The sequence below is a fragment of the Thermomonospora sp. CIF 1 genome (assembly GCF_001896795.1).
Lineage (GTDB): Bacteria > Actinomycetota > Actinomycetes > Streptosporangiales > Streptosporangiaceae > Thermomonospora > Thermomonospora curvata.
Genome location: NZ_MOYN02000003.1, coordinates 21,903 through 37,792 on the forward strand (window position 1 = coordinate 21,903; position 15,890 = coordinate 37,792).

The following is a 15,890-nucleotide window of genomic DNA, read 5'->3' on the forward strand; positions in this document are numbered from 1 at the left end:
TCTGGACGGGATGGGGGATAGGGCGGCGGCCGGCGATCAGCTGGTCAGCCCGCCGTCGACGACCATCACCGCGCCGGTCACGTAGGAGGCCTCCTCCGACAGCAGGAAGCGGACCAGCGGGGCGACCTCCTCGGGGCGTCCCACCCGGCCGAGCGGGACGTGCTGCAGGTGCTCCTTGAGCCGGCCGGGGGGCATCGCCCGGGTCATCGCGGTGTCGATGAAGCCGGGGGCGACGGCGTTGACCCGCACGCCGTACTGGCCCAGTTCGTTGGCCAGGACCCGGACGAGGCTGAAGAGCCCCGCCTTGGAGGCGGCGTAGTTGACCTGCCCGGCCGGCGGGACGAGCCCGCTGGTGGAGCCGACCGCCACGATCGCCCCGCGGCGCCGGGCCAGCATCATCCGCCCGGCCGCCTGGCAGCACAGGAAGGCGCCGGTGAGGTTGGTGTCGATCACCGACTGCCACTTGCGCCGGCTCATCATCAGCGCGTATCCGTCGTCGGTGATGCCGGCGTTGCTGACGAACAGGTCCAGCCCGCCGTAGTCGGCCTTGACGGTGCGGAACATCCGGCTGATCGCCTCCGGGTCGCCGACGTCGGCCCGGATCAGCGCCGAGTCCGGCGACAGGGCCCGTATCTCGGCCAGCGCCCGCTGCGCGGCCTCCTCGTCCCTGCGGTAGTTCAGCAGGACCCGCGCGCCGCCCTCGGCGAGGCTGCGGGCGATCGCCAGCCCGATGCCCTTGGACGCGCCCGTCACCAGGGCCACCTTGCCCTCAACGTTCATCGCCGGGCCTCCATGGTCGAAAAGGGGGTGGTTCCGGGGCGGCCGCCGCCAAGAGGCGGCGCGGTGCCCTGCCGTGCGGGCCGCCACAGGTCCGGCATCCGGAGGGCCTGCTGTGCGCTGTGGTGCTTGGCCTGGCGGGCCAGCTCCCGGCCCAGCCCGGTGAGCACCCGGCCCGGCCCGGTCTCGATGAAGGTCCGCGCGCCGTGCTCCAGCAGGGCGGCCATGCACCGGTCCCAGCGCACCGGGGCGGTGATCTGGCCGCGCAGGACGTCCCGGTAGGCGTCGATGTCGGTGACCTGCCGTCCGGTCACGCTGGACACCAGCGGCAGGCGCGGCGGTCGCAGTCTCACCCGGTCCAGGGCGGAGGCCATCTCCCGTTCGGCGGGCTCCATCAGCGGGCTGTGGTAGGCGCCGCCGACGGGGAGCCGGCGGGCGCGCAGCGCCCCGGCGTCGCGGGCCTGGGCGATCAGTAGCTCGACCGCCTCGGCGTGCCCGGACACCACCAGTTGCCGGTGGGTGTTGTGATTGGCGATGACCACCGTCTGCCCGGAGCGGTCGGCCACCTGCCGGCACATCTGCTCGAGCCGTTCGGCGGGGATCCCGACGATCGCCGCCATGGCGCCCGGTGTGCGGCGCGCGGCCCGGGCCATCGCCTTGCCCCTGGTGTGGACGAGGGAGAGCGCCTGTTCCCAGTCCAGGCAGCCGGCGGCCAGCAGCGCGGTGTACTCGCCCAGGCTGTGCCCGGCCACGGCGGCGGGACGGCACCCCCGCTCGGTGAACGCCCGCCAGTGGGCCGCGCCGGCCACGAACACCAGGACTTGCGCGACCTCCGGGTCGGCGAGGGCGGCGGCGTCGGCGCGGTGCATCAGCTCCCAGACCGCCAGCCCGGTGGCGGTCTCGGCCCGGGCGGCCAGTTCCCTGGCCACCGGTCCGCAGGCGGCCAGGTCGCGTCCCATTCCCGGGTACTGGCTGCCCTGGCCGGGGAAGACGAAGACCGGCGCGGCCGGTGACGCGGTCGTCTCCATCATGACCGTCCCGTGGTTCCGATCGCCCAGCCCAGGACCAGTCCCGGAGCCCACTCGGCGGCGCCCGCGCGCAGCTCCTCCCCGGACCGGGCCGCCGCGCGCTCCCGGACGGGGCCGTGCAGGCGGACCCGGCGGTGCAGCGCGTCCCCGGCGGCCGGGCCCACCTCGATGTCGCGCAGCCGTCCTCCCGGCGGCAGCCCGCCGAGCGCCTTGACGACGCTTTCTTTGATGGAGAACCGGATGGCCGCCTCGGTGATGAACCGGTCGCCCGCCAGCCGGCACTCGCAAAGCTCCCGCTCGGTCAGGGCGCGCGCCAGCACCGCGGGCCCGGTGCGTTCCGCGGCGCGGCCCAGCCGCAGCGCGTCGGCCAGGTCGACCCCTCCCGAGTCGGTGAAGCGGGCGCCGTCCGCGGCGGACAACGACCATCCCCCGCATCCGCCGAGGCCGGTCGCCGGCCCGGCGGGAGTGATCCTCCAGTGGCCGTGCGAGGTGTTCATATCGTGCTCATTTCTCGATCGTCGGATCGGTGGTGGTCTTGGGTTCCGCCGCGCGGCTCCAGCAGCATGCACAGCTGATGCGCCTGGGCCAGCAGCGTTCCGGGAGCGCTCCATATGTCGATGTGCTGGTCGCACAGTCCGGAATGCGCCAGCCGGGAATGCGCGACGACCAGCAGATGTTCCCGGCCTGGTTCCCGCAGGCCGCCGGGAGCGTTCCGAAAGTGGATGTTCATGCTGAGCGTGGCCATTGTTTTCGGCTCCGGGAGCCGGGTGAACATGGCCGGCATCCAGCAGTCGCTCAGCACGGTGAGCAGTGCTTCTTCGTTTTTGTAGACCAGGTCCCTGGGGCGGACCCAGGAGGCGGTTTGCGAGTCGGTCGCCCCGCTGAACGGAAGTGCGCCCAGACAGGGTCTATGTTCGAATTGAGTAAAGAATTCTGGAAGCAGGTCGGGGATTTCGGGAAGTACTTGGCAAAGGTCGGCTTCGGGGACGTTCGGCATGGCCGCCTCGGTGAACTCCGGGCCGGACAGGCCGGGGGTGAAGGTCGCCGTCGCGGTCAGCGCAAGGCGCTCTCCCTGGCTCACCCGTGCCTGCGCGATGCCCGTCCGTCTCCCGGTGTGCTCGACATTCGTGCTGATCAGAACGGGTCCCGGGGTGACGGGGGAGGCGAAGTGGACGCTGAGCGAGCGGGCCCGCCACCCGTCGCCGAATGCGCCGGCCAGCGCCTGCAACGCGGTGGCGGCCAGGTACCCGCCGTTTGCTCCGACCTGCGACTTCCAGCCTTGCGGAATCTCTTCAAGGCGTGTTTCGGGGATTCTTGAACTGCTTTCAGCAGATGTATGTGAATCCACGAGTTCGGCCCCAGTCAAATTTGTGTGATGTGTTGTGTTGATATGACGTTAAAATGCGGAGTGAGGGGCGTCAATGTGAGGTGAATCACTGTTTCAAATCTGCGGCGGAGGTTTGGGGCGGCATGTCGGAGCAGATTTATCGGGTGTCCCAAAATGTGGTGGCAGAAATGCCGTATCGAGGGTCGGTGGCGGTGTCGCCGGCCCGTGCCGCCGGTTCGGCTCATTCAAATGTCCGGCGCCTGGAGCGGGCCGCCGGCGGGCCGGTGAGGAGCGGCGGTTTTCGGGGCGGCCTGGATGCGGCGAGATGGTGACCACGCTCCTTGGCATAACGGTCTGGGAAATGTGGTCGCAGGGCGGCGTGAGCTTGAGAAGCGCTAATCGCCGCCATCGCCCAGCAGCCATAGCGGCCGCCGGGGGACCAGCAGCATGGCCAGGAACGCCGTGCCCGCTCCCAGCGCCCCCAGCAACGGGAGCACCTGGGCGGCCGCCTCGGCCGCGGCCTGCTGCGGACCGACCGCCGGGGCGTGGTCGGTCATGGTCTCCATGTAGATCGACCCGGCGAAGGTGAGCGCGACCGCTCCCCCGATCTGCCGGAAGAAGGTGACCTTGCCGGTGGCGGTCCCGATGTGCTCGATCGGGACGCTGTTTTGCACGGTGATGGTCAGTCCGGACAGCATCGGCCCGATCCCCAGGCCCAGGGTCGCCATCCACACCGACAGCACCGGCAGGGGGGTGTCCGCCTCCAGCCACAGGAAGCACACCGCGCCGATGCCCGTCAGCAGTTGCACGGAGGCCAGCAGGAGTTTGTAGCGCCGGGTGGCCCCGATGATCGCACCGGCGGCGAAGCTGCCCACCACGATGCCGATCAGCAGCGGGTAGATGAGCACCCCGGAGGCCACGGCGCTGTAGTCACGGGCGTCCCGCAGGTAGCGGGGCAGGAAGATGATGGCCGAGTACATCGCGAAGGCGGTGGCGAAGGATGCCACGTTGGTCGCGGTGTAGACGGGGTTGCGGAACAGGCCCAGGGGGATCAGCGGCTCGCTGACCCGAAGCTCGATGAGCAGGAAGACCGCCAGCAGCGCGAGGGCGGCCAGCAGGTACCCCAGCACCGGCCAGTCGGTCCAGTGGTGCAGGCGGCCGTCGGCTCCGGTGAGCCCCTTTTGGGTGAGCCCCACCATCAGCAGGCTGACCGCCGCGGAGAAGACCGCGATCCCCAGGTAGTCGGGCCGGGCCCGCTCGGCCGTGCCCGGGCGGTGGGGCAGCCGGATCACCACCACGGCGGCCAGCACCACCCCGATGGGCACGTTGACCAGGAAGATCCAGGGCCAGCCGGCATGGTCGTTGAGCAGGCCGCCCAGCATGGGGCCGGTCACGTAGCTCACCCCCATGACGGCGCCGATCCAGCCCTGCACCTTGCCCATCGCCCTGCCCGGGAACAGGTCGAACAGCAGGGCCAGCGACAGCGGGATCAGCGCGCCGGCGCCCAGTCCCTGCAGCGCGCGCGCGGCGATGAGCTGCCAGGAGGTCTGCGCCAGGGCGCACAGCGCCGAACCGGCGATGAAGATCCCCAGTCCGGTGAGCAGCAGCGGCTTGCGCCCGTACACATCCGACAGCCGTCCATACAGCGGGACGCTGACCGTGGTGGTGAGCAGGTAGGCGGAGACGAACCAGGAGTAGAGGTTCTCGCCGCCGATGTCGGCGGTGATGTCCGGCAGCGCCGGGCCCACGATCGTCTGGTCCAGCATGGACAGGAACATCCCGCCCAGCACTGCGACCATCAGCCAGCGCGAGGGACCGGACTCCAACTCCCGGCCCTCGGTCGCGGGGGCCTGCGTTGCGGACATGACTGGCTCCCCTCCTGCCGGAGACGATGCCCATAAGATGACATGTAAGGCGATACATGTCAAAGGGTTCATGTAAGCACTGAGTGGTAGCATGGCCGAAGGAGGTGATCTATGTCGCTGCGCATGGCCGTGCTCGGCTTGTTGGCAGGGCTCGGTCCCGCCAGCGGATACGACCTGACCCAGCGCTTCGACGCCTCGCTCGCGTTCGTGTGGTACGCCCAGCACAGCCAGATCTATCCCGAGCTCAACCGGCTGGCCGCCGAAGGGCTGATCGAGGTCGCCCAGGAAGGACCCCGGGGACGCAAGACCTACGCGATCACCCCGGCCGGCCGGGAGGCCGTGACGCGCTGGCTGCAGCACGCCGAACCGGCCCCCACCCGCCGCAACGAGGGCGCGCTGCGCGCCTTCCTGCTCCCGCTGCTCGACCCCGCCGAGGCGGTCAAGGTGCTGCAGCGGGAGGCGGCCTTCTACGCCGAGCGCGTCAGGGAGCTGCAGAACCTGCGCGGCCTGGCCGACTCGGCTCCCCACCGGTTCGGGCGGCACGCCCTGGAACTGGGCATCCGGCAGATGACGGCCATCCGTGAATGGGCCGAGTGGGCGGCGCAGGACCTGGCCGGCGGCACCGAGGAGGTCGCGGAGAAAACCCCGGAGAGCAGCGAGTCCGCCGAGCGGTGAGCCTTATCCGCCGCCTGGCCTCAGGCTCCGGCAGTTCCTGAAGCCGGAGCGTGGGCGAAGAGCACCGCTGCGCAAGGGGGAGACGCCGCCCGGCGGCGATCCTTCAGCGGCGCGAGCGCTCCAGGGCGTCCCAGAAGCCGCGGCGCAGCGCGTGCCGCACCTCGTCGTGCAGCAGGAAGTCGATCGGCAGCGAGGACCCCTGCAGCAGCCGGGCCTCCAGGTCAGAGGGCATCCGCGGCTTGCGGGCCAGCACCGCCTCCAGCCACAGCGCGGGCGCGTCCCGGGCGACCGACTCGCCGAAGTCCTGGCCTTCCTTGTGCGCGGCCTTCACCGCGTCCGCCAGCGTGGGGGTGTTCTGCTGAGCCGCCGGCACCGGAGACAGCTGCTGGGGGCCGTTGTAGGGGGCGGGCGGTACGGCCGGCTGCGGTCCGGACGGGCGGGACGGCGGCGCCGCCGGAGCCGGGGAGGCGTTATAGGGGCCCGTTCCGCCGCCGGGCGCGGCGGGAGGAGAGGCGGGAGCCGGCGCGGTCGACGGCTGGACCGGCGGCGGGGGCAGCTGCGGCCCGGTGGAGGCCGCCGACGACCCGCTCGTGCCGCCCGCCCCGCTGAAACCCGCGCTCGGGGGCGGCGGCCCGGACGGCTGCTCCAGAGCGGACCCGCCCAAAGCGCGCATGCCGCCGCCATATCCCTGCCCGCCGTTCGCGTTGCCCGAAGGGGCCGGCGTCGCACCGGCGGTGGGCGAAGAGGACCCGCCGCCGACGGGCTGCCCGGTGATCGGGGAGCCGGGGGGCGGGCTGCTGAGCGGTCCGGTGGTCTGCAGCGGCGCGATCGTGGTGCGGCCGCCGCTGCCGGTGCTGCCGTGCCCGTTGGACAGCGGGGACACCGAGCCGCCCTTGCCCTGGTCGAGCCCGCTGATCAGATTGACGTAGGGGCGCAGGTGACCGGCGCCGATCTCGATCAGGTCGTCGCACTCTTGGCGCAGCACCCGGGAGATGGTCCAGTTGCCGTCCACCGCCACGTGCACCACGGTGACCCGCACGCCGAACTCCTGGGCCTCGGCGACGACCGGGGCCATGTCCTCGTCCCCGCCCACCAGCACCGCATCCGCGATGGCCCGGTTGCGGGCCAGCGTCATCAGATCCCGCTGGATCTCGGCGTCCACGCCCTCGCGGCGGCCCGGCCGGATGCGTCCCAGCCGCAGTTTGAGCCCGGGCAGGTCGGCCAGCGCCTCGTGCTCGGGGGAGCGCCGTCCCTCGACGGTGGCCTCATACCAGTAGCAGCGCAGCAGCGGCAGACCGGTGCGCTCGCGGCCCAGGTTGCTCAGCAGCTGCAGGAGCCCGGCGAAGTCCCAGGAGACGGCCTCGCGATGGCGGGTTCCATGCACCGCCATCGCGCCGTCTGCCAGCAGATAGCCGGCGTCCACGAACAGCGCACAGCGATCCATGCCGCACCGCCCTTCATCGATACGGGACCCCTTTTAGGGCCGACTCCGCGAACGGGCCGGGAGGACCGTCGTCGCTCCTGCCGGTGGCTCGCATACCGGTTATACGGACGCGGGCCTGCGCAGGGGCCCGGGCCTCACTAGCGTAATGAAGCCCTGCTGCGACGTAAGCCGTTACGACCTCTCGATCACAGATTCACAACGACAGCCCTCACCAACACTGCGACCGGGACGCTACCAGCAGTTCCGGCAGTCTGGAATGCCTCCCCATGATCTTTACAACGAGGTCACATAACGAGTCGATGGACAGGCGGCCGTCCGAATGATCGTTTTGGTCCGGATCAGGCCGACAGCGCGGCCGTGCCGCGTTCGGCGAGACGGCCGCCGCCGGTGGCGGCCTCCCAGCGCACCCGGCAGTCGCGGCCGGAGATCTCGATCGTGGCGATCATGTTGTCGAACCACGGCCCGCGGGTGATGCGCCACTTCAGCGGCGGCCGGGGGACGCCGGCCGCGGCGGCCAGCGCGCGCAGCGGCGCGGCCAGTCCCGGCTTGCAGGCCAGCACGTTGGCCCAGCGGAACGGGCCGGCCAGCGGGTTGCGCAGCGGGGAGCAGACCACCTGGGAGATCGGGGCGGCGCCGGTGACGGGGGCGGTCACCTTCGCCAGATAGGAGTAGTGCACGTCCCCGGACAGGAACGCCACGGAGGCCGGTGCCGGGCCGCGCTCCCCGCGCGCCACCGCCAGCACGTCGCGGGCCATCGTGCGGAAGGACGCCTCGAAGGCCGCCCAGTGCTCCAGGTCGGCGGCCTGCCGCATCCTCTCGCCGAGGCCGGCCAGGGCCCGTCCCCAGGCGCCGCCGGCCACCGCCTCGTTCCAGTTCTCGGCGTGGTGGATGGAGCGGGGCAGCAGATAGGGCAGCGAACTGGCGATCAGCAGGTGGTCGAAGCCGCCGCGCAGCTGCTGCGTCAGCCACCGCTGCTCGGAGTCGTCCAGCATGGCGCGCCGGCCGGGGGTCAGCAGCCGGGCGCAGCGGCTGTCCACCATGACCAGGCGGGTGCCGCCGAAGTCGCGGGTGAAGCTCCAGCGCGCGCAGGCGGGGTCCTTGTCGGCCCGCTCGGCGAACTCGTCCAGGATCTCGCCGGCGTCGCCGCCGGCCCGCCGCACCGCCGCATACAGCGAGTCGGCGGCCCGTTCCCGCGGCGACAGGTTGCCCAGGTGCTGGTAGATCCAGTACGAGCCGATCCCGCCGACGATGCGCCGCCGCCACCACGGCAGCGCCCACATCCGCTCGCGCCAGGCGTGGGAGGTGTTCCAGTCGTCCCGCACGTCGTGGTCGTCGAAGATCGTGTAGGTGGGGACGGTGGACAGCAGCCAGCGGACGGCCGGGTCGGTCCGCCAGGCCAGCCGGTACAGGTGGGCGTACTCTTCGAAGTCGGCCAGCTCGCCCACCGGCTCGCTGCCGGCGCCGCGCCGCCGGTGGATGAACTCCTCGATTTCCGGGCCCAGCTCGTCGGCGTACACCTGGTCGCCGATCATCAGCAGCGCGCTCGGCCACTCGGCGTCTTCGGAGGCGGCCAGCCGGTGCGCGTACGCCGACAGGGCGTCCGGTCCGTGCACGCCGCCGGGGTCGGGGCTGCGCCGGCAGGAGCCGAAGACCAGCCGCACCGCCTCGCCGGGCCGCCGGGTGCGGATCACGCTGGGCGGAAAGCGCCGCTCGCCCGGCTCGGGCCAGACGGGACGGCCGTCCAGCAGCACCCGGTAGGGGGTGCGCGACCCTGGTTCCAGGTCCGTCACCTCCACCAGGGCGTAGTGGTGGCCGTGGACGGTGAAGGTCGGCGCGGACGAGCCGAGCACCTCGACCGTGCAGGGGCGGTCGGTCTCCACCCAGACGGTCGCGGTGCGGTCGTCGACGTGGCGGAGCAGCGGCCCCAGAACCAGTTCGGTCATGCTTGGCATCTGTAGTGCACCCGGGGGGTGCGCGTCCACTGCGCGAAGCGGCGGATTCCGGCGCCTTGGGGAATCGGCTGCCAGCCCCGACTGGCGGACGCGGAGGATCTTCCGGCCGCGGCGGCGCCCGGTGGTGCTGGGAGAATTCGCGCTATCTGAGGGCTACCCGCGAGTAGCGACAATGGTCTACTCTGCCGTCATTGCCAGCTCAGGCTGGCAGTGTGGCCCTCGAGCAGCAGAAAGGTCGGCACTATGACGAAAGCGGGCCGGCAGCCGCGGATGGACGGCCGGGTCGTGGTGGTCACCGGGGCGGCCCGGGGCCTGGGCGAGCTGCTGGCCCGGAAACTGGCCGCCCGCGGCGCCCGGCTGGCCCTGCTCGGGCTGGAGCCCACCCGCCTGGCCGAGGTCGCCGAGTCCTGCGGCGAGCACGCCGGCTGGTGGGAGGTGGACGTCACCGACGACGCCGCCATGGCCAAGGCGGCGAGCGAGATCAGGGCCCGCTACGGGCGGGTCGATGTGGTCATCGCCAACGCCGGCATCGCCACCGGCGGGCCGGTGGAGCACTCCGACCCCCGCACCTTCGCCCGCGTCATCGAGGTCAACCTGCTGGGCAGCGTCACCACCGCCCGCGCCTTCATCCCCGCGCTGCGCGAGAGCAAGGGCTACTTCTTCCAGGTCGCCTCGCTGGCCGCGCTGTGCGCCGCGCCCATGATGGCCGCCTACTGCGCCAGCAAGTCCGGGGTCGAGGCGTTCGCCCACAGCCTGCGGGCCGAGCTGGCCGCCCACGGGGTCGATGTCGGCATCGGCTACCTGAGCTGGACCGACACCGACATGGTGCGCGGCGCCGACCAGAACGAGGTGCTGCGACAGATGCGCGCCGGGCTGCCGTTCCCCGCCAACCGCACCTATCCGCTGGAGCCCACCGTCGAGCGGCTGGTGGACGGCATCGTGCGGCGCCGCGCCCACGTCTACGGGCAGCGCTGGCTGCCGGCCATGCAGCTGGTGCGGGGCCTGATCCCGGCGGTCGTCACCCGGCACGCCCGGCGGGTGATGGCCGAGTTCGAGACGCGCTGGCTGGCCGCCGGCGGCGACACCGGCCTGGTCGGCGCCGGCGGGGCCGCCGCCTCGGCCGCCCTGTCCGAGCCGGACCGGCGGGCCGCCTCCGCCGACTGAGCCCGCCTTCCTCCGAGCAGGAGCCGCCGATGCTGAGCACGATGCAGGACGCCCGGTTGCAGATCCGCCGGCTGCTGGAGCACGGCGCCGCACTGCACGCCTCGGCGACGGTGGACACCGCCGCACCGGGCGGCCTGCGCCGCGTCCCTTACGCCCGGATCGGGGCGGACGCCGCCGCGCTGGCGCACGCGCTGGGCGAGCTGGGGGTCGGCGAGGGCGACCGGGTCGGCACGTTCATGTGGAACAACGCCGAGCACCTGACGGCCTGCCTGGCCGTGCCGAGCATGGGCGCGGTGCTGCACCCGCTGGATGCGCGCCTGCCCGGCGAGCAGATCGTCCGCCTCGCCGAGCACGCCGAGGACCGGGTGCTCATCGCCGACGAGGCGCTGCTGCCGCACCTGGGGCCGCTGCTGCCGCAGATGAAGACCGTCGAGCACGTGATCGTCAACCGGGCCGGCGGCACCGGCGCGGGCCCGGCCGTCCCCTCCGGGGTGACCGTGCACGAGTACGCCGCGCTGCTGGACGGCCGTCCGCCGGCCTACCCCTGGCCCGACCTGGACGAACGGGCGCCCGCCGCGATCTGCTACGCCGGCGATGGGAGCAGGGCGCCCAAGGGCGTCGTGCACAGTCACCGGTCGATCTACCTGCACGCGTTGAGCGCGGCCATGCCGGACGCCTTCGGCCTGTCGTCGGGGGACAAGGTGCTGGCGGTCGTCCCGCCGTCGTGCGCGCTGGGCTGGGGGCTGCCCTACCTGGCCTTCCTGACCGGGGCGTCGCTGGCGATGCCCGACTGTTTCCAGGCGCCGCAGGCGCTGGCGGGCTTCATCGCCGCGTCCCGTCCCACCAAGGGCGCGGCTCCCCTGCGGGTCTGGCGGGACCTGCTGGCGCACATCGAGGCCGACCCCGACGCCGATCTTTCTTCCCTCACCGAGGTGTTCGCCGACGGCCGGCCCTGCTCTCCCGACCTGCTGGAGGGCTATGAGCGGCGCGGCGTCACGCTGCTGCACGTGTGGGGAGCGGCGGCGGCGCCGGCCCGTCCGCCCGCCGACGCGACCGGTGCGGGCGCCCGCCACTACCGGCTCGCCCAAGGCCGGCTGCCGGCCTCGGTGCAGGCCCGGCTGGTCGGCCCGGACGGCGCGGCGCTGCCGCACGACGACTTCAGCGTCGGTGAGCTGCAGCTGCGCGGCCCGTGGATCGCCGGCTCCTACCACCGGGACGAGGCGCCCGGCGACTTTCACGACGGCTGGCTGCGCACCGGTGAGACCGGCCGCATCAGCCCCGACGGCTACCTGACGGTGACCGGCCGTCTTGCGGACGCGCGCCGGGACGACCACGCGGGAGCGGGGTGACCGTCCCGGTGCTTTGAGCCGGAGCCGGGCGGTGTCTTTGCTCCGCCGAAGCTCGCCATGACCGCCCGGCTCCTTTGGTGGGGCCGTCCTCTCCGCATAGGCCATCCCCCTCGCATCGCCGGTGCGGAGAGGACGGCCGTGCCGCAGGCGGCGGGTAACCGGGCGACTACTTCTGTCAAGAGGGTTACCTGCCGGTAGGAATGTGACGTAGCCTGCACTGTGCCAGCTGTGACTGGCATGTATCGGGCCACAGGGTGAGGTGGGCGAAATGGCGACGTGGGGCGGGACGAGGGCAGGGGGACGCCGAGGAAGAACGCGGCGGCGGGCCGCTGCGTTCGGTCTGCCGCGGCGATAGGCGGCCCGCCATGACGCTGATGGCGAGCGACCGCCAGGTGCCGCCCTGGAGCCTGGTGCCGCCGCAGGCGGCGGCCCTGCTGCGCCGCTACCAGGCCGACCTGGCCACCGAGATCTTCGACGAGGTCCGGGCGCAGGTGCCCGAGTACGCCTGGCGGGAGGCGCCGGAGCGGAGGGCCGAGATGGCCGAGGCCACCCGCCGCACCGTGGCCGAGTTCGCCAACCTGATGGGCGGCCCGGCCCCCACCTGGCCGCGCCACCTGCTGGAGCACTTCATGGAGGCCGGCGCCGAGGAGGCCCGCGCCGGCCGCGGCCTGGAACTGCTGCAGGCCGCGCTGCGGGCCGGGGCGCGGGCGGCGCTGCGCTGGCTGGCCGTCCAGTCCGAGCGGCTGCGGCTGCCCGGCGAGGTGTACCGGGTGTTCGCCGAGATGGTGTTCACCACGCTGGACGAGCTGGCCGCCGCGGCCGCCGAGGGACACCGCCGGGAACTGGCCCGCCAGGGCGGCGACCGGGCCCGCCACCGCACCCGGCTGCTGTCGCTGCTGGCCACCGAGCCGCCGGTGGCGCCCGAGGTCATCGCCGACGCCGCCGCCCAGGCGGGCTGGGCGGTGCCGCGCAGCATGGCGGTGCTGCTGCTGGCCCCGCTGGACGAAGCGGGCGGCCGGGACGCCCCGGAGGACTGGGCGCAGCGGGAGGAACCGGCCCCGCCGAACCTGCCCGCCGAGGTGCTGATGGACGGGCGCGGCTCCCGGCCCTGGGGAATCGTGCCCGACCCCGAACGGCCGGGCGGGCTGCCGTTCCTGGCCGACCTGCCGGCCCCCTGGGTGGCGGTGCTCGGCCCGACCGTCTCCGCCAGAGAGGTCGGCACCTCGCGGTACTGGGCCCAGCAGACCCTCTCGCTGGTGGAACGCGGCCTCATTCCCCGCGGCCCCGGGCGGCGCCCGGTGATCTCCTGGGCGGACCACCTGCCCACCCTGGTGCTCTTCCAGCGCCCGGAACTGCCGCGGATGATGGCCCGCCGGCTGCTGGCGCCGCTGCTGCGGCTGCGCCCGCGCGAGGCCGAACGCCTCGGCCTGACCCTGCTGACCTGCCTGCAGCACGGGTTCAACGTCAAAAACGCCGCCCGGGCGCTGCATGTGCACCCGCAGACCGTCCGCTACCGGATCCACCGGCTCCAGGAACTGTTCGGCCAGGACCTGCACGCCGCCGACCGCCGGCTGGAGATGGAGATGGCCCTGCACGCCTGGCTGGCCGACCCCTTCTTCGAGGAGTGACCGGTGAACCAGACCATGCCAGTGACGGTTGGTAATGTCTGAAACCGGCCCAGTACCGTGAGCGCATGAGCGCACGGGAGCGGCCGGCGGGCGGCTTGAACGAGGGGAGCATGGCGCAGCCACGCCGGCCGGAGCGGGAATACCGGATCGAGGAGTTGGCCAAAGAAGCGGGCATTCCCGTCCGCACCCTGCGCTACTACCAGGAGCGCAGGCTGCTGCCCCCGCCCCGGCGCCAGGGCCGGGTCGCCTACTACTCCCAGGCGCACCTGGACCGGCTGCGCCTCATCGCCGAACTGCTGGAGCGCGGCTACCGCCTGGACGGCATCGAAGAGCTGCTGGCCGCCTGGGAACAGGGCCGCGACGTGGGCGAACTGCTGGGCTTCGAGTGGGCGGCGGCCGCCCCCTGGAGCCGGCAGCCCGAGATCGAGATGACCATGGCCGAACTGACCGAGATGTTCGGCGACCAGCTCACCCCCGACGTCCTCGCCGAGGCCGAGGAACTGGGCTACATCAAGGTCGACGGCGACCGGGTGACCCACCGCATCCCGCGCCTGCTGGAAGCCACCGCCGCCCTGGTGCAAGAAGGCATCCCCCTGTCGGCGATCCTGGCCGTCAGCTGGGAGCTGGAGGCCGCCTTCGACCGCATGGCCTACGCCTTCGTCCGCCTGGCCCGCCGCCACCTGCTGGACCCCCTGGGCGACAACCCCACCCCCGCCGACCTGGCCCGCCTGGCCCGCACCGTGGAACGCCTGCGCCCGGTCGCCCGCACCGTCGCCGACGAGCACTTCGCCCGCGCCATGGACCGCCGCATCCGCAAAGAACTCCCCCAGCTCAACGCCCGCCTCAGCCCACCCGACCACTAGCCTCGACGTGCTTGCGCGTCACTGTCGGCGGGTTCTCCCCGGATGCACGGTAGGGCGGAAGCCGTGAGCCTCCTCAGGCGGCGTGTCTCCGTGAGTCGGGGTGGTCGCCACGCATCGTGTCAGGGCGGATGAAGGACGGCCTTGGAGGCTGGATCGAACGCGATGCCGAAGTGACCGGTACCCCTGCCGAGCCGGGCGCCCTCCCGGGCAACGGCGATCGAGCCGCGGGCGGGCGGATCGATGAGGCGCACGTGGGCGTCGCGGCGGCCTTTGCGCCGCCTGTCGGCCGGTGCTCCGTCACGATGCCGGGCGGGACGTACCCGAGCAGGTGCTGAGGGGCATCCTGGAACGACTGCCGTCGGATCATCCTTGGGCTGCGCGTACCAGCGAGTCGTAGGTCTCGTCGGTGTGCTCGGCGTCGATGCCCAGGCCGGCGACGAAGGCGGCGAGTTGCCGCTGTGCTTCGATGACCGGGGCATCGGCGGGGATCATGCGTTCCAGCTCCAGGAAGGTGCCCACGCCGTCCAGGTCGTCCACGCAGAGCGTGATGTCGCCGACCTTGGCGGTCCGCCGGGTCTTGGCGACCCGCACTGTGGGGTAGAAGCCCATGTGCACGATCGCATGGTGCATTTGTTCGCGATCGGCTACTTCGGTCTCGTATTCCAGGCAGGACTGGGCGTTCTCCCTAGGCTGCTTGAGCGTGAAGAAGTGCCGTCCGTTCACGGTGCGGAGCCGGACGAAGGAGACGCCCAGTTTGCTGTCGCCGAACCGCCAGCCCACCGGGGCGTATGCCTGATCGTCCTGGTGGATCGGCTCTCCCGGCTCGATCCCCTGCGCCTTGAGCGCGGCCTGCAGCGACTCTGCGTCCCGCACCCGGAACTTGACCTCGACTTCGCGCACGCATCCCCCTTCACCAGCGACCGCAGTGGGCGGTCTCGCGCTCACCGGACCGGGCGGCAATGTACTTGCTGCACAGGCGGCCTGGACGGTGTGTTCACCGAAAAGACCGCCCCGGTGTTCCGTGGTGGTCTTGTTGGTGGGACGTGTGGTGATGCAGGGCATTTGGTGAAGGTCGGGCGGTTCGCATGGTCGCGGTGTCGCCCGTGTCGGCGGGGCAGCCGTGGTGATGCCTTCTCGTCCTGCTGTCCCAGGCCCTGGCCCAGATCGTGGGATCGCCTTGGTCTGCACCGCCGGTGCCGGGGCCTGCCTGCATGGCGCTCGCGCTCCGTCCTCGCCCCACGGGCCCTTGACCCGAAAGGGGACAGACGCTCTCTCATGGGCGTCCGCTGAGCGGACCGGGCCGTCCCGCACCGGCGGGACGGCCCGGTCGGTGAGGGCTCAGCGGCCCCGGGTCATGTTGCGGGTGGGCAGCCGGCGGGCGTTGGGGCGGGCGCCCCGGGCCAGCGCGGCGTGCCTGCCGCCGAAGCGGAACGCCGGGTCGGCTTCCTTCTTTCCCTTTTTGCCATTGCCTTTGATGGAGTCGATCTTTCGCATAAATGGCACCTCCGGGCATGCCGAACAACGGCCTTGGTGGACCGTGATGAACGAAATGGAAAACCCGGTAAGGCGACGTCGTCCGGATGCCGGATTGCAGATTCCGGTGCGCAGGCCGGCATGGGTCAGGCGCCGTTCAGGGGACGCCGCGTGAGCCGGATGCCTGGACGAGCGGTCCTCACCTGCGTGAATGCGGATATTCGTGCAGGTGGAACGGGACGACGAACACCGGGTGAATGAGATGGGGAGCGTGCAGCGCGCCGGAGGAGCCGGCCGATGAGGCGCTGACTTCGAGCTCAACCCGCCGTGATCAGTTCTCCATGT

14 protein-coding genes are annotated in these 15,890 nt (G+C 72.2%); 5 read left to right on the top strand and 9 right to left on the bottom strand.

The features are described from left to right. Nucleotides 1-36 precede the first annotated feature (36 nt). The 5 genes from fabG to BUE48_RS01130 all read right to left on the bottom strand — a co-directional run bounded on the left by fabG (nt 37) and on the right by BUE48_RS01130 (nt 4,997). Nucleotides 37-780 (bottom strand): 3-oxoacyl-ACP reductase FabG, encoded by a 744-nt coding sequence (gene fabG / locus BUE48_RS01110; protein WP_012850609.1) that lies wholly within the window; start codon nt 778-780, stop codon nt 37-39. Further along, nucleotides 777-1,805, bottom strand: coding sequence for an ACP S-malonyltransferase (gene fabD / locus BUE48_RS01115; protein WP_286988395.1), 1,029 nt, complete (start codon nt 1,803-1,805; stop codon nt 777-779). The genes fabG and fabD overlap by 4 nt, the downstream gene beginning before the upstream one ends. Continuing rightward, nucleotides 1,805-2,224 carry a holo-ACP synthase gene (locus BUE48_RS01120; protein WP_012850611.1) on the bottom strand — a complete coding sequence of 140 codons (420 nt, stop codon included), beginning with the start codon at nt 2,222-2,224 and terminating at the stop codon, nt 1,805-1,807. The genes fabD and BUE48_RS01120 overlap by 1 nt, the downstream gene beginning before the upstream one ends. Nucleotides 2,225-2,298: 74 nt before the next feature. Next, nucleotides 2,299-3,171: a thioesterase family protein gene (locus tag BUE48_RS01125; RefSeq protein WP_286988397.1), complete on the bottom strand. Its 873-nt coding sequence runs from the start codon at nt 3,169-3,171 to the stop codon at nt 2,299-2,301. A 356-nt stretch (nt 3,172-3,527) separates the two neighbouring features. Further along, nucleotides 3,528-4,997 carry an MDR family MFS transporter gene (locus BUE48_RS01130; protein ID WP_012850613.1) on the bottom strand — a complete coding sequence of 490 codons (1,470 nt, stop codon included), beginning with the start codon at nt 4,995-4,997 and terminating at the stop codon, nt 3,528-3,530. A gap of 111 nt (nt 4,998-5,108) precedes the next feature. Here BUE48_RS01130 and BUE48_RS01135 point away from each other — a divergent pair, with 111 nt between their 5' ends. After that, nucleotides 5,109-5,672, top strand: coding sequence for a PadR family transcriptional regulator (locus BUE48_RS01135; protein WP_012850614.1), 564 nt, complete (start codon nt 5,109-5,111; stop codon nt 5,670-5,672). 103 nt (nt 5,673-5,775) lie between these two features. Here the strand turns inward: BUE48_RS01135 and BUE48_RS01140 are convergent, their stop codons facing one another. Both BUE48_RS01140 and BUE48_RS01145 read right to left on the bottom strand, forming a co-directional pair. Next, on the bottom strand, nt 5,776-7,116 hold the full coding sequence (locus BUE48_RS01140) for an NYN domain-containing protein (protein WP_286988398.1): 1,341 nt from the start codon (nt 7,114-7,116) through the stop codon (nt 5,776-5,778). Between the two features lie 338 nt (nt 7,117-7,454). Further along, the gene (locus BUE48_RS01145) at nt 7,455-9,059 is read right to left on the bottom strand and encodes an alkaline phosphatase D family protein (protein WP_012850616.1); all 1,605 of its coding nucleotides are present in this window, start codon (nt 9,057-9,059) and stop codon (nt 7,455-7,457) included. 252 nt (nt 9,060-9,311) lie between these two features. Here BUE48_RS01145 and BUE48_RS01150 point away from each other — a divergent pair, with 252 nt between their 5' ends. The 4 genes from BUE48_RS01150 to BUE48_RS01165 all read left to right on the top strand — a co-directional run bounded on the left by BUE48_RS01150 (nt 9,312) and on the right by BUE48_RS01165 (nt 14,072). Beyond that, complete coding sequence (locus BUE48_RS01150) at nt 9,312-10,232, top strand: SDR family oxidoreductase (protein WP_012850617.1); 921 nt, start codon at nt 9,312-9,314, stop codon at nt 10,230-10,232. 29 nt (nt 10,233-10,261) lie between these two features. Continuing rightward, a complete protein-coding gene (locus BUE48_RS01155) occupies nt 10,262-11,581 on the top strand; it encodes an AMP-binding protein (protein ID WP_286988400.1) in 1,320 nt (439 codons plus the stop codon). A 365-nt stretch (nt 11,582-11,946) separates the two neighbouring features. After that, the gene (locus tag BUE48_RS01160) at nt 11,947-13,209 is read left to right on the top strand and encodes a helix-turn-helix domain-containing protein (protein WP_012850619.1); all 1,263 of its coding nucleotides are present in this window, start codon (nt 11,947-11,949) and stop codon (nt 13,207-13,209) included. 110 nt (nt 13,210-13,319) lie between these two features. After that, nucleotides 13,320-14,072 carry a MerR family transcriptional regulator gene (locus BUE48_RS01165; RefSeq protein ID WP_012850620.1) on the top strand — a complete coding sequence of 251 codons (753 nt, stop codon included), beginning with the start codon at nt 13,320-13,322 and terminating at the stop codon, nt 14,070-14,072. A 363-nt stretch (nt 14,073-14,435) separates the two neighbouring features. Here BUE48_RS01165 and cyaB read toward each other — a convergent pair whose 3' ends face one another. Together cyaB and BUE48_RS01175 are read right to left on the bottom strand one after the other, a co-directional pair. After that, nucleotides 14,436-14,972 carry a class IV adenylate cyclase gene (cyaB, locus tag BUE48_RS01170; RefSeq protein WP_012850621.1) on the bottom strand — a complete coding sequence of 179 codons (537 nt, stop codon included), beginning with the start codon at nt 14,970-14,972 and terminating at the stop codon, nt 14,436-14,438. Between the two features lie 438 nt (nt 14,973-15,410). Continuing rightward, nucleotides 15,411-15,566, bottom strand: a complete 156-nt coding sequence (locus BUE48_RS01175; protein WP_012850622.1) for a hypothetical protein — start codon at nt 15,564-15,566, stop codon at nt 15,411-15,413. Nucleotides 15,567-15,890 lie beyond the last annotated feature (324 nt).

Coding starts and splice junctions, on each gene's coding strand:
- fabG (WP_012850609.1), bottom strand. CDS start 780: ATGAACGTTGAGGGCAAGGTGGCCCTGGTGACGGGCGCGTCCAAGGGC.
- fabD (WP_286988395.1), bottom strand. CDS start 1,805: ATGGAGACGACCGCGTCACCGGCCGCGCCGGTCTTCGTCTTCCCCGGC.
- BUE48_RS01130 (WP_012850613.1), bottom strand. CDS start 4,997: ATGTCCGCAACGCAGGCCCCCGCGACCGAGGGCCGGGAGTTGGAGTCC.
- BUE48_RS01135 (WP_012850614.1), top strand. CDS start 5,109: ATGTCGCTGCGCATGGCCGTGCTCGGCTTGTTGGCAGGGCTCGGTCCC.
- BUE48_RS01140 (WP_286988398.1), bottom strand. CDS start 7,116: ATGGATCGCTGTGCGCTGTTCGTGGACGCCGGCTATCTGCTGGCAGAC.
- BUE48_RS01145 (WP_012850616.1), bottom strand. CDS start 9,059: ATGACCGAACTGGTTCTGGGGCCGCTGCTCCGCCACGTCGACGACCGC.
- BUE48_RS01150 (WP_012850617.1), top strand. CDS start 9,312: ATGACGAAAGCGGGCCGGCAGCCGCGGATGGACGGCCGGGTCGTGGTG.
- BUE48_RS01155 (WP_286988400.1), top strand. CDS start 10,262: ATGCTGAGCACGATGCAGGACGCCCGGTTGCAGATCCGCCGGCTGCTG.
- BUE48_RS01160 (WP_012850619.1), top strand. CDS start 11,947: ATGACGCTGATGGCGAGCGACCGCCAGGTGCCGCCCTGGAGCCTGGTG.
- BUE48_RS01165 (WP_012850620.1), top strand. CDS start 13,320: ATGGCGCAGCCACGCCGGCCGGAGCGGGAATACCGGATCGAGGAGTTG.
- BUE48_RS01175 (WP_012850622.1), bottom strand. CDS start 15,566: ATGCGAAAGATCGACTCCATCAAAGGCAATGGCAAAAAGGGAAAGAAG.